General features: G+C 45.3%; 11 protein-coding genes. 3 read left to right on the top strand and 8 right to left on the bottom strand.

Annotated elements, in window-relative coordinates; genetic code table 11:
- Positions 1 to 2382, top strand: coding sequence for an alpha-glucosidase (ygjK, locus tag ACHUFI_RS07670; protein WP_394247830.1), 2382 nt, complete (start codon positions 1 to 3; stop codon positions 2380 to 2382).
- 368 nt (positions 2383 to 2750) lie between these two features.
- A complete protein-coding gene (locus ACHUFI_RS07665) occupies positions 2751 to 3863 on the top strand; it encodes a phosphatase PAP2 family protein (protein ID WP_394247828.1) in 1113 nt (370 codons plus the stop codon).
- On the opposite strand, the gene ACHUFI_RS07660 is transcribed toward ACHUFI_RS07665, so the two are convergent.
- The gene (locus ACHUFI_RS07660) at positions 3820 to 4752 is read right to left on the bottom strand and encodes a LysR family transcriptional regulator (protein WP_394247825.1); all 933 of its coding nucleotides are present in this window, start codon (positions 4750 to 4752) and stop codon (positions 3820 to 3822) included. The two genes, ACHUFI_RS07665 and ACHUFI_RS07660, sit on opposite strands and share 44 nt — an antisense overlap.
- A gap of 101 nt (positions 4753 to 4853) precedes the next feature.
- Between ACHUFI_RS07660 and chrA the strand changes: the two genes are divergently transcribed.
- The gene (gene chrA / locus ACHUFI_RS07655; RefSeq protein ID WP_394248090.1) at positions 4854 to 5996 is read left to right on the top strand and encodes a chromate efflux transporter; all 1143 of its coding nucleotides are present in this window, start codon (positions 4854 to 4856) and stop codon (positions 5994 to 5996) included.
- A 79-nt stretch (positions 5997 to 6075) separates the two neighbouring features.
- On the opposite strand, the gene ACHUFI_RS07650 is transcribed toward chrA, so the two are convergent.
- Genes ACHUFI_RS07650 through ACHUFI_RS07620 form a run of 7 tightly spaced genes read right to left on the bottom strand, consistent with a single transcriptional unit; the run spans position 6076 to position 12708 of the window.
- Positions 6076 to 7101: a tetratricopeptide repeat protein gene (locus tag ACHUFI_RS07650; protein WP_394247823.1), complete on the bottom strand. Its 1026-nt coding sequence runs from the start codon at positions 7099 to 7101 to the stop codon at positions 6076 to 6078.
- 8 nt (positions 7102 to 7109) lie between these two features.
- Entirely contained in the window at positions 7110 to 8054 is a 945-nt protein-coding gene (locus ACHUFI_RS07645; protein WP_394247821.1) for a type II secretion system F family protein, read from the bottom strand.
- A 1-nt stretch (position 8055) separates the two neighbouring features.
- Positions 8056 to 9024, bottom strand: a complete 969-nt coding sequence (locus ACHUFI_RS07640; RefSeq protein WP_394247819.1) for a type II secretion system F family protein — start codon at positions 9022 to 9024, stop codon at positions 8056 to 8058.
- Positions 9025 to 9035: 11 nt separating this feature from the next.
- Entirely contained in the window at positions 9036 to 10496 is a 1461-nt protein-coding gene (locus ACHUFI_RS07635) for a CpaF family protein (protein WP_394247817.1), read from the bottom strand.
- Between the two features lie 38 nt (positions 10497 to 10534).
- A complete protein-coding gene (locus ACHUFI_RS07630) occupies positions 10535 to 11749 on the bottom strand; it encodes an AAA family ATPase (RefSeq protein WP_394247815.1) in 1215 nt (404 codons plus the stop codon).
- Between the two features lie 11 nt (positions 11750 to 11760).
- A complete protein-coding gene (locus ACHUFI_RS07625; protein WP_394247813.1) occupies positions 11761 to 12249 on the bottom strand; it encodes a TadE/TadG family type IV pilus assembly protein in 489 nt (162 codons plus the stop codon).
- A gap of 15 nt (positions 12250 to 12264) precedes the next feature.
- On the bottom strand, positions 12265 to 12708 hold the full coding sequence (locus ACHUFI_RS07620) for a TadE/TadG family type IV pilus assembly protein (protein ID WP_394247811.1): 444 nt from the start codon (positions 12706 to 12708) through the stop codon (positions 12265 to 12267).

Genomic DNA, 12708 nt, shown 5'->3' with positions numbered 1-12708 from the left:
ATGAAACTGAACAAATCATTCGCAGCTCTGGCTATTGGCGCAGCACTTGTTGTTACTGGCTGTACATCAAACTCTGGCTCTGACACAGAACAACTGCAAGCAAATCAATTTAAGAACGTTATCGACCGCACTGGTTCACCAGAGTACATGCGTGACTACGACTTCGATGACCACCAACGTTTTAACCCATTCTTCGACCTAGGTGCTTGGCACGGTCACCTACTGCCAGACTCAGCGGAAGGCATGGGCGGGTTCCCTGGTACAGCGCTGCTTACCGAGGAATACATCAACTTTATGGCAGACAACTTTGACCGCCTAAGCGTGTTCAAAGATGGCAAGAAAGTCGCGTTCACCATGGAAGCTTACAGCCTGCCGGGCGCATTAGTTCAGACGCTGAAATCTGACGATGTGACAGTAGAGATGACGATGCGTTTTGCTTCTAACCGTACCTCTCTGCTAGAAACGAAAATCACCACTGACGCTCCTGTTGAGTTAGTGTGGGACGGTGAACTGCTTGAAAAAACACACGCTAAAGAAGGCGTAGCGCAAACCGATAAAACCATTGCCCAGACTTACCCTGACTACAACCGCCAAATCGTTGCAACCGACGACGGCCTAAAGGTCACTTTCGGTAAAGTGCGTTCAACGTGGGATCTACTGACCTCAGGCGAGTCTGAGTACCAAGTTCATAAGTCGATTCCAACGAAAACGACTGTTGACGGCCTAGCGTTTACTTCAACCGCAAACATTGAAGAATCAACCACTGTTTACACGACTTACTCGCATGTTCTTACTGCTGAAGAAGCACAAGCCGAACAGCCAGAAATCAAAAAGATCATGGCAAACCCTACCGACTTTTTAGCTGCATCTGCAGAACGTTGGGAAGGCTACCTAGAGATGGGGTTAACCAACCCGAACGCAACGCCTGAACAAGAGCGTGTTGCGGTAAAAGCGATGGAAACCCTAAACGGTAACTGGCGTGGTGCTGCAGGTGCAATGGAGTTTGATTCAGTCACCCCATCAGTAACCGCGCGTTGGTTCTCGGGCAATCAAACTTGGCCGTGGGACACCTGGAAGCAAGCTTACGCAATGGCGCACTTCAACCCTGATGTAGCGAAAGACAACATCCGTGCGATGTTCGCTTACCAAATTCAAGCTGACGATGCCGTTCGCCCGTGGGATGAAGGCTACGTGCCAGATCTACTGGCTTACAACCTAAGCCCTGAGCGTGGCGGCGACGGCGGTAACTGGAATGAGCGTAATACCAAACCTAGCCTAGCGGCTTGGGCGGTCATGGAAGTCTACAAGACCACCCGCGATGAAGCTTGGTTAGAAGAGATGTATCCAAAGTTAGTGGCTTATCATGACTGGTGGCTACGCAACCGCGATAACAACGGCAATGGCGTTCCAGAATATGGTGCTGCTATCGACAAAGCACATAACACCCCAGAAGGTGACATGTACTTCACTGTAGTTCGTGGCGATAAGCACGAAACCGTCGTTGGCCAAGCCGCACTGGATAAAGTCATGGCCGAAGGTAATTACGATTACATCGAAAGCCCAGCTCAAACCGCTGCATCTTGGGAATCTGGTCGTGATGATGCCGCCGCTTTTGGTTTCATCGATAAAGATCAGCTAGACGCATACGTTGCTAACGGCGGCAAGCGCAGTGATTGGGATGTTGAGTTCGCTCAAAACCGCGCTGAAGACGGCACGCTACTAGGCTACTCTCTGCTGCAAGAGTCTGTTGATCAAGCAAGCTACATGTACAGCGATAACAAGTACCTAGCGGAAATGGCTGACATCCTAGGTAAAGACGCTGAAGCGAAAGAGTTCCGTGAAAAGGCTGAGCACCTATCGAACTACATCAACACGTGTATGTTCGATGAGAGCACGAACTTCTTCTACGACATTCGCATTGAAGACAAACCACTAGCCAATGGCTGTGCAGGTAAACCAATTGTAGAGCGTGGCAAAGGCCCAGAAGGTTGGTCGCCACTGTTCAACGGCGCGGCAACGCAAGCACACGCCGATGCGGTTGTCTCTGTGATGAAAGACACTGAAGAGTTCAACACCTACGTTCCGCTTGGCACGGCAGCGCTTTCTAACCCAGCATTCGGTCCAGACATCTACTGGCGTGGACGCGTATGGGTAGATCAGTTCTACTTCGGTCTAAAAGGCATGGACAGCTATGGCTACCGTGACGATGCGATTGAAATGGCAGGCGCATTCTTCGACCACGCTGACGGTTTGGTACAAGACGGTCCTATCCGCGAGAACTACAACCCACTGAACGGAGAACAGCAAGGTGCACCAAACTTCTCTTGGAGTGCGGCTCACCTATATATGTTGTACAACGATTTCTTTACGGATGCCGAGTAACCCTAGCATCAAAGAGAAATCAGCCTAATCTGAAATTTTGTCCATAAATTTCACCACTGGGTACCAAGCTTTGAGCTGGGTACCCTTTTTTACTTTGCTGCTGTTCAAATACCATGTGTCCAAACAAGAAGAATGCACCTCCCATGGGCATTTGGACTTTTTGGCCTACTATGATCCTTTCCATTAAATAACTCTATTTGAAGTAAGAAAATCAAGCAATAAAACGTACCTTGGGGTTTGGTAACTAAGCAATCAAATAGCGATTGTGCTTCTCTCCTCCTCTTTTCATTAATTAGTGAGAAAACTAGATAACGAGGCAAACTGTTCCATAATTCATAGAGATACTTGAATAAACATAAGGGGTAGCAATGACCAGTAAGGAGGCCAATAAAGTATGGAATAATATCAAAGAGCTCATTCAAGCCGACAAACTCATTTATCTATTCATCGCCACCACAAGCGTGTTGTTTTACTTAGCTTCATTCTTGGTTAACGCTGAACAACAGATTGAGTACAGCTTTTTCCTGTACCTGAAGGTTTTGGCTGAGACGTGTTATTTTACTTTTATTATCTGGTGCACTTACTACTACTTCTATTTGCTCTTTCATCGCGCTTCGCACCCAACTCGAAAGTTCATCGCTAAAATCAAATCTTTCTTTAATCCTCCCTACCAACTCATCGGTTTTGTATTACTGTTACTCGCGCTAAATCTCACTTTTTCATGCTATACCTATTTGAAGTCTATCATCCCCAGTATCCATTACTTTTCATGGGATTTGGCTTTCTACCAGTTAGATAAGGCGCTTCACTTTGGCATCTCTCCTTGGGAAATTACCCACGCTATTTTTTCAAGCCCGTGGAGTAGCTTCGTCATTAACTTCTTCTATCACCTGTGGTTCTTTTTTATGTGGGCAACGGTTCTATTTTTTATTGTGAACAAGAGTAATGCTCAGCTGAGGACACAGTTTTTATTGAGTTTCTTAGCCTGCTGGTTGCTTATTGGAGGGGTCGCAGCAGTTCTGCTTTCTTCTGCTGGGCCATGTTATATCCACTTACTCAATGCTGAATTCAACTTTTATCATCCTCTCCTAGAGCGTTTAACTCAGCAAAGCAATGAATTAGTGAGCCATGGGTGGTTCCCACTTTGGATATTGGATGTGCAAGATATGTTGTGGCAGAGCTACGTGGATAGTAAAGGCGGGGCTGGCGCTGGTATTTCAGCCATGCCGAGTATGCATGTGTCCATTGCGGTACTCATGGCTCTAAGCCTATCAAAGGTCAATAGTATTCTTGGCAATGCGATGTGGTTGTTTGCGCTCATCATTCAAATAGGTTCAGTACATCTCGCTTGGCATTACGCCGTCGACGGTTACATGAGCTTTATTCTCACCACTGCCATTTGGTTTTTATGCGGGAAAGTCGTTCGATGGAACAACCCTACCCCCGCAGTTCCAAAAGCTGTTGAGAAAGACTCACTTTAACCAACTCCCTAAGCCAGCTGTTTTTCTCGTATGAGGAAAAGTCTTTGCGATACAAAATTGAAATATCGAAATCAGACACCGCAAGTGGTGGCGTTACGGTTGCGATAGATTGATGTGACAAGTGAATTTTGGCCATCAGTTCAGGCACAATGCAGATCAGTTTCCTACCCGAAATTAAATTGCGTATCGTGAGGAAATTCCGAGACGCGACCGATACCCGGCGAGCCATACCTTGTTCACCAATCATATCGTCGACTTGGGTTTTAAGTTTGCCATCGGGGCTCACAAGCGCATGCGGATACCGAACAAACTCTTCAAGTTCAAAAGGCTGAGAGAGTGAAATAGCCTTTGGGTCAAACATACAGACGTGCTTTTCGGTATACAAATACTCAGCAACAAAGAGACTATCGGGCGATGGAAAGCTCCCTATGATCACGTCCACTTTTTCGTCCGTAAGCAACTGCTGGTAATTCTCTCGATTAGCATGGATAAAGCTGACCTTCGCCAGTGGCGCGGACTGGCTGATGGCATCATAAATCGCAGGTGCGAATATTTGTTCGGCGTAATCCGTTAGACCTATCTTACAAACGCCTTGATACTTGTCTGGGCAAAACTCTTCTGCGGTAAACACTTCAAACTGGAGCTGGGTCAGCACTTGATGAACAATAGGCGCGACTTGCTCAGCGCGCTCTGTCGGCTGCATTTTGTGGCCTTTACGTTCAAATAGCCTGTCTTGCATGAGCTCTCGAAGTTTCGCCAAACTGTGGCTCATTGCCGATTGGCTTACATACACTCGCTCCGCCGCAGCCGTTACACTGCCCGTCTCGTACAGAGACATAAACGCAACCAGTAAATTGAGGTCGACGCTTTTCCAGTTAAATTCACTCAAAATTAATATTGCTCATAGTTAATATCAAAACTATCGATTTGAATCATTATACGTCATTTCTTACTCTATCGCTGATCTGATAACTCATGAGTAAACAAAACATGTTGTCCCTATTTAAGACTTTTTTTCTACTTGGCTGGATTAGCTTTGGTGGCCCAGCTGCACATATCGGCTACTTTCGTAACGCCTTTGTCGAGAAACGCCAATGGCTCACGGATGAAGAATACGCTCAGATAGTCGCACTGAGCCAGTTCTTACCTGGCCCTGGCTCTAGCCAAGTAGGCTTTGCTGTCGGATATAAAAAAGGTGGGCTGTTAGGCGGCATTCTTGCGTTTGTCGGGTTTACTTTGCCTTCTGTCATATTGATGCTCATGCTTGCGCTACTGAGCAGTCAGTTTACGGATTCGACGTTGTTTCAAAACATCATTCATGGGCTCAAGCTTTTAGCCGTCGTGGTTGTCGCGGATGCGGCTTGGGGAATGTATAAGAATTTCTGCAAAGATAAGCTCACCATCGGCTTGTGTATTCTCACCGCCGTCACGCTATTAATTGCACCAAGTATTTTTACCCAAATCGCGATTTTGCTTTTTGCCGCGGCTTTAGGCAGCCAATACCTAGCGAAAGGCAGCGCATCGACATTTAAGGCTTCAGAGCTTTCTTTTACGCCTTTGCTAGCCTTCGTTCTACTGTTGATTGGCTTACCTCTAGCGGCGTCTTACAGTTCATCAGTGGCACTATTCTCAGACTTTTACCAAGCAGGTAGCTTGGTGTTTGGTGGCGGTCATGTCGTTCTGCCGTTACTACAAAACATCGTCGGCGATCAGCTTAGCCAAGACGCATTCTTAACCGGATATGCTGCGGCACAAGCAGTTCCGGGGCCTATGTTTACTTTTGCCACCTACATTGGTTATGAATTGCTACCACAAGCTCCAATTGTTGGCGCGTTACTAGCAACGTTGGCTGTCTTTTTACCGGGTTTCTTACTGCTTCTCGGCGTGCTTAAAAACTGGCAAGCAATCGCTGGTATACCAAAAGTGTCGGGCGCGCTAGTCGGAGTCAATGCGGCTGTCGTGGGCTTACTACTCGCGGCGCTCTATAGCCCTGTATTCAGCAGTGCAGTCTACTCTGCGGTGGACATTGCGTTGGTTATCGTCGGGTTTTACTTACTCAAGCAGGTGAAACTGCCTATCGTGTATTTAGTCAGCTTTTTCGCTCTGGCGGGTGCCCTGTTTAGTTTCGTATAACAGAACTGGCTCCATTCAATACAAAAGAGCCCGCTAAATACGGGCTCTTTTTAAGGTTCTGTCATTGGTTTACAACAAGCTACTGCACCACTTCCTCTTGTTGTTCAGCTTTTTGACTTTCTTTCGCTCTGACTTCCGCCAACGCTCGTTCTAGGTTTTCATTCGCCACTTTGTAATAAGATGGCTTTTTATCAATCGCTTGCTGCAAGTAAGGGATCGCTTTATCTGGCTTACCTTGAAGAATCAAAAAGTACCCTACATTATTTAACGCTTCAGGCGCACTCATATGACGCATGAAGACGTTAATCGCTCGTTTGACTTCGTCTTTACCTAGATAAATTAGAGCTAGATTATTTTGCGCTTTCTCATTCGTTGGGTCTTTTTCTAATGCCGCCAAGGTATAACGCTGCGCGTCTGGGTACTCGCCACTCATGTAGTAAGAGTAACCGAGGTTCACCAAGGTTTTGACCGAGTTGGTTTTAATTTTCAAAGCCTTGTGAAGAAGCGCTTTGGCGATATCGTGCTTGGCTTCTACGTCATAAAGTACACCTAGCCCCATGTATGCCAATGCTGGAGACTCATTGTCGACCTGTAAGGACTTAACGCTGGCTACCGTAACCACATCACCGTCGAGCATTTTAGCGTTATTCAAACGCACTTGGTCGGCATTCAAAGCGCGGAAAAAGTAACTTTTACCTTGCTCCACGTCCCCTTGTTTGCTGTACATCGCACCTAAGTGTTCTAGTACTTTGATGTTATTCGGATTGTAATCGAGGGCCATTAGATAGGCTTTTTCCGACAGCGGTAAATTGCCTCGGGAATAGTGAATTCGCCCAATGGTATATAAAGACTTATCTTGGTACTTAGCGTCAGGGAACTCGACAGAACGAATATATTCATAAAGAGCTAGATCAGTATTGCCGCTGGATAATGCCAAATCCCCCCGTGTAATTGCTTCTTGCTCAGTAAGTGGAGCAAGCTCTGAGGTAAGCGTGTCGACCGGACGGCCATCATACAAGGCACTATCAAAACTAGCCGGTTCAGGTTCACTTGCACAGCCAGCCATCACAAACACGCTAACCAAAGCCAATAACATCCTATTCATAATCTCTCCTAATTCCCAAACGAGCTTGTTAACGCTAACAATGCGGGCCCAACAGCGACAATGAAGAAACAAGGCCATATAAATAACAATAGAGGGAAAATCATTTTAGTTGGAATTTTTGCCGCGATTTCTTCGACTTCCTGATTACGTTTGTCTCGAAAATCCTCGGTATAATCGCGCAGGGTTTGCGATAGACTTCCTCCAACCCGTGACGCATGAGAAAGCATATTCACTAAACCCGTAATTTCAGACAGGCCCGTTCTTTCGATAAGATCTTCAAACGCATCCGACATTTCAATCCCAGCTTTGATCTTAGCGCACACGGTATCCAGTTCGTCGGCAAAATCAGGGTGGGAAATCATCAGCTCATCGGCGACACGTCGAAGCGCAGCATTAAAACCAAGTCCCGATTCAGTACAGACCACCAGCAAATCTAACGCATCTGGCACCCCGCCTCTTACTCGGCTTTGGCGTTTGTTAACCAATTTTTCAAGCACCATATTAGGTGCGAAAAAGCCCCCACCGACGCTCATGATCATGGCTAAATTAAGATGTTTCATATCAGGCGAGAAGAAGTAAAGTACCGCAGCAACCCCGAGCCCAACGACGACACTAAATACTTTCAAGGCATAAAACACCGTCAGTGCATTGCTGTCATGGAAACCTGCATGCATCAATTTATGTCGAATACTTTCTTTTTCTTTGGTGTCTTTTGAGGTCACAATCGGCGCAAGAGATTCCAAGGTAGAATCAAACCGATTGCCTTTACGCAAAGTGCTTGGAGAGCCTTCCGTTTTTATCGCTTCTAATTTCTTTTTCAGCGGGTTTTTCGCCCCGACAGTGATCAACACCACCGACACAATAAGCAGAGTGGTGGCCACCAGTATCGCTAGTAATAAAAAGGTTTCTTCGTTCAACTGAATACTGTTGATTAAATTCACAAGTGCGTCCATATCACACCTCGAAATTAATTATGTTTCGTATCCATATTGAGCCAAAAAACAAACTGACAATACCGACACTGACGATGGTGATCCCTCTCGGATCTTCGTAAAGAGGCGCCACATAATCTGGGTTAATAAAGAGCAGACCCACAAATAATACGAAAGGAGATAACACAAGAATCCAAGCCGACATTCGGCTCTCTGCTGAAATGGTTTTAATTTTTCTGGTCAGCTTAAATCGCGCACGTAATACTTTAGACACCTTGTCTAAGTTCTCGGATAAATTACCCCCGGTTTCCTTTTGCAGTAACACGGCACTTGAAAACGCAAGCATCGAAACCGTCGGCGTTCGCTCGGCCATTTGCATTATCGCAAGACGCATATCGTAGCCGTAATTCAGCAAGTTAAAGGTGTTTTTAAACTCAATACCAATCGGAGCTGGCATCTCATTACCGACTTCATTAAAAGCCTGTGTCACAGGTTGTCCGGCTTGAAGCATCCGTTTAATGATATCTAGCGCATCGGGAAGCTGTTCTTCAAACTTGGCTAAACGACCGGATATTTTATTCTGAAGTGTAAAATGAAGCAGAAACCACACCGCAAATGCCGCCGCAAAGGCCAAATACCATGCTTGCCCCAATAACAGCAGCAATACCGCACTACTCACACTAATAATCGAAGCGACCAGCAAGGTTTGCCCGAGTTCCCAATCATACCCCGACAACTCAATCGATTTTTTCAATGAAGAAAACAGCTCAATCTTGACAAGTTTCCTGTCAATCGGGCTTAAGCTTCTTAAATAATGCTCTTGAAGTAACGAGCGGCTTTCTTCATCTAACGTTGATTGACTTTCTTTCAGCCGGTCTGCCAATTCTTTATGTTTGGCTTTACTACCTGCTGCAGGCAGAATCAGCGCCTGTGAAATAAATACAACAGCAAAGAAAAGCAGAATAAAGAAATAGGTAATGTCATTGTCCATTTGCCTGTCCTCTACGGATGACTTTCGTTAAACAGCTCGAAAGGCAAATCCAAACCACGCTTAGCTAACTGATCATGACAGCCAGGGACCACACCCGTTGCAGTGTAATACCCCATAATATTGCCGTCTTCATCTAAGCCTTGACGTTGGAATTTAAAAATTTCTGACATGGTGATGATTTCACCTTCCATGCCGTTGATCTCTTGAATACTCACCATGCGGCGCTTACCGTCTTCTTGCCTTTCCATCTGCACAACTAAGTGAATCGCAGAAGCAATTTGAGAACGTAAATTTTTTGCCGAAATGTTCCAGCCCGCCATTGAGAACATATTCTCAACCCGGCTCAAAGCATCCCTAGGTGTATTGGCGTGAATAGTTGCCAGCGAGCCATCATGCCCCGTATTCATTGCGGCAAGCATATCTACCGCTTCGCTCCCCCTAACCTCTCCAAGCACCACGCGATCTGGTCGCATACGTAGGGAGTTTTTCACTAATTCACGCTGGGTAATTTCCCCTTTACCTTCAAGGTTCGCAGGTCGAGTTTCCAAGCGCACAACATGGGGCTGCTGCAATTGAAGCTCCGCCGAATCCTCAATCGTGATGATTCGGTCATCACTTGGAATAAAGCCAGAGAAGATATTGAGAGTGGTGGTTTTACCTGAACCGGTACCGCCAGAAATGAGGATATTGAGCTCCCCTTTTACCGCCGCTTCCACAAACTTAGCCATTTGTGGCGACAAAGAGTTAAAACCCAGCAGGTTTTCCATATTAAGTTTATCAACCGCAAAGCGACGAATAGAGACAGAAGGGCCATCTAACGCTAGAGGGGGAATAATCGCGTTTACACGTGAGCCATCTAACAAGCGAGCATCTACCATAGGTGAAGCTTCATCAATGCGTCGACCAACCTGACTTACAATGCGGTCGAGAATGTTACGCAAATGTCGGTCATCCAAAAATGTATAAGGCGTTTTTTCCAGTTTTCCTCGCCTTTCCACAAAGACATTTTTAGGCCCATTGACCAGAATATCTGACACCGTTTTATCATTGAGCAGAGGCTCTAGAGGCCCTAAACCAAAGACTTCATCTTCGATTTGTTGAACCACGCGTTTGCGGCCTTCTGCACTCATCGGCCTAGATTGGTCGTCGGCCATGATTTGAATGATGGCTTCATGCAAATCTTGCTTTGCGCGGTCTTGCTCCAAACTAGATAGTAAACCCAAGTCTAATGTTTCAAGTAAGCGCTGATGGTAGTAGTGCTTAATTTCAAGCTCTTGCTCTAGTTGCTTACGAGACTCTTCAACTTCTCTATCTCTTTCTTCTGCAGCCTTTAACTTTTTCTCCAAGGGCGAATTAGGCACATTATTATTTTGAGGCACCTCTTCACTTATAGAAGCTACCTTATCTTGTTCTTCTGCAATAAGAGCCTTATCTTGAAATTCAGGGTTTACATTTTTTCGTTTGAAGAACATAAATATTCCTTTTTATTTTCTTTGTTATCCTTCACTTCCTAAGAAAACATACGCTGTAGCCAACTTTTCTTTTCTGATACTGAGTCTGAAATCGTATGAGAAAACTCAATCACAGATTTAGATATTGAACTGCTTTTCCTCGACTCGATAAAAGGCTTACCTAAATTGGCACTTTCAATCGCCACTTTAAAATCATTCGGGATGACATGAATCGTGACCCCACCAATGGTTTGCTCTATATCTTTAATTTTTATGGACTGACGTTTTTCATAACGGTTAATAATCAACTCAATATGCTCTTTCGGTAAGCCATACTCAAAAGTCAGTACCTTAGCAATTCGAGTCGAGTTTTTTATCGCCACTAAGTTTTGCTGAGTGATTAAAAACACCTTTGTGGCAGGTGCTAGAACCGAAGAAAAGATATTGTCGATACCCCGAGATAAGTCGATGATCACGTAAGGGTAAAACTCCCTCAAGGTTGGAAGCAACTTTCCTAAATTCTTTGCTTGTTCAAAGTCTTCACTGTTGTTTTCATGCCTAAAACTCAACATATGTAGACCTGAGCTGTGTTTGGTCACCATACTGTGCAGTGAAATTTCATCTAAATCGGCGACACTCTCTATCGCATCAGACATGCCATAAGTCGGGTTGACGTTAAGGTAATCTGAAATCACCCCAAATTGTAAATCTAGGTCGAGTAACAACACTTCTTCTTTATGCTCGTGTGCGATTTGAAGTGCGGTATTCAAGGCTAAGGTAGACGCTCCACACCCACCTTTACTGTTTAAGAAGATATACAACTCTCCCATGCTGCGGCTGGCTATCTTCTCTTCTGCCACATTCTTTAGAAGCGGCATCAACTCGGTAATTATGGCTTTTTCCGACATAAAGTCAGCAGCCCCAATACGCAGCGCGATTTTTAGTGCGCCATTATCCGCTTCATTACCAAACACAATCAGAGACGCTTCAAAATCATCAGAAGGCGGTTCATAGTCTTGAAGTGAAACGACTTTCTGAGCCCAATTGGGGCCTGTTTCAACAAAAATAAGATCGGGGGGAAGGTGACTCGAAAGCTGTTCGACGTTTAGCCCAGCTAAAGCAATGGTGTCAAAGGAAAGGTTCTTGCATTTTGCTAGCTCATTACCCATATGCAGCTGAAAGCGATCACTGGAATAGAGTACCCAGATATGTATATTGGTCTTTAACCTGATCGATGTTTCATCATTCCTAGTAAGCTTCACAGCTTCTCCCATGGCTAATCCCCTTAGCAATCAGTATTACTGCCATCTGCGTCGTTTTTATTTGGCCTAATGACTCCAAGATTTTCTGCCGGCAATGTTGTTTCAAATTCTGGCGTTTCAACAAGCCCACTGTCACCCAAGAAGCTCAATACCGCGGTAAATTGATAGCTGTAATCGGTAATTCTTGCTCTGACATAGCGTATGTCAGCAAAGGTGCTTGTTATGGTGCTGCTTGCATCTAGGTACTCAATCACAAGGTTTTGTTGTGTAAAATCAGATGGTGCGTTTTCATCGATAACTGACGTAATTATCCCAGTTTGACTCGCTACTGATGTGTTGCAAACCGCGGCTAATCGGGCCGCTTTTCTTGTCATATTATTCAGCGTTTGCAGCGAGTACATATAATAACCAATAGACGCTACACTCAAAATGAGCAACAAAAGAACAGTAGAAACAATGGTAAATTCTATGACTGCTATTCCTTTTTCTGGCTTCCTCCCTTTGGTATACATAGCTTCAGCCCCCAATTAATATCTCATTACTGATGAAGCACTTAAGGTGAAAGAAAAGGAAGTATTGGTAAACGGAATACTCGGCGCTAACTTCGGAGAATAATCATAATCAGCCGTGACGGTCGCCACGCGAGCATCATCATCACAACTCACAGAAACATCCGATAATGTGAACGAGTCCAACGCAGCATCAGAGCCCCCCGTCGCTTTTCCATAAACCACCACGTTTTGAATGCTCGCTTGCTTCCCTTGAATATCCGTGCACTCCACTCCTGCCGTACCAAAAGACTCGGTTACCGCAAATCTTGCCCCCGCCTGTACAACGCGAGTCAGGCTGTTGTACTGCATGAAAATATTGCCGACTTCCAATACCCCAGCCAAAACAATCATCATCGCAGGCATCGCCAGCGCAAATTCTATCGCTGCTAACCCTTTCTGATTTTTCATTGAACCATTCAT

The organism is Vibrio profundi, from assembly GCF_043642225.1.
GTDB lineage: Bacteria > Pseudomonadota > Gammaproteobacteria > Enterobacterales > Vibrionaceae > Vibrio > Vibrio profundi_A.
The sequence above is the reverse complement of the archived record's forward strand: the minus strand, read 5'-3'. Positions and strand labels throughout refer to the sequence as shown.

Excerpts from the sequence above, each read along its gene's own strand:
- ACHUFI_RS07625 (WP_394247813.1), bottom strand. The coding sequence starts at position 12,249 with ATGTATACCAAAGGGAGGAAGCCAGAAAAAGGAATAGCAGTCATAGAA.
- ACHUFI_RS07630 (WP_394247815.1), bottom strand. The coding sequence starts at position 11,749 with ATGGGAGAAGCTGTGAAGCTTACTAGGAATGATGAAACATCGATCAGG.
- ygjK (WP_394247830.1), top strand. The coding sequence starts at position 1 with ATGAAACTGAACAAATCATTCGCAGCTCTGGCTATTGGCGCAGCACTT.
- ACHUFI_RS07635 (WP_394247817.1), bottom strand. The coding sequence starts at position 10,496 with ATGTTCTTCAAACGAAAAAATGTAAACCCTGAATTTCAAGATAAGGCT.
- ACHUFI_RS07640 (WP_394247819.1), bottom strand. The coding sequence starts at position 9,024 with ATGGACAATGACATTACCTATTTCTTTATTCTGCTTTTCTTTGCTGTT.
- ACHUFI_RS07620 (WP_394247811.1), bottom strand. The coding sequence starts at position 12,708 with ATGAATGGTTCAATGAAAAATCAGAAAGGGTTAGCAGCGATAGAATTT.
- chrA (WP_394248090.1), top strand. The coding sequence starts at position 4,854 with ATGTTGTCCCTATTTAAGACTTTTTTTCTACTTGGCTGGATTAGCTTT.
- ACHUFI_RS07645 (WP_394247821.1), bottom strand. The coding sequence starts at position 8,054 with ATGGACGCACTTGTGAATTTAATCAACAGTATTCAGTTGAACGAAGAA.
- ACHUFI_RS07650 (WP_394247823.1), bottom strand. The coding sequence starts at position 7,101 with ATGAATAGGATGTTATTGGCTTTGGTTAGCGTGTTTGTGATGGCTGGC.
- ACHUFI_RS07665 (WP_394247828.1), top strand. The coding sequence starts at position 2,751 with ATGACCAGTAAGGAGGCCAATAAAGTATGGAATAATATCAAAGAGCTC.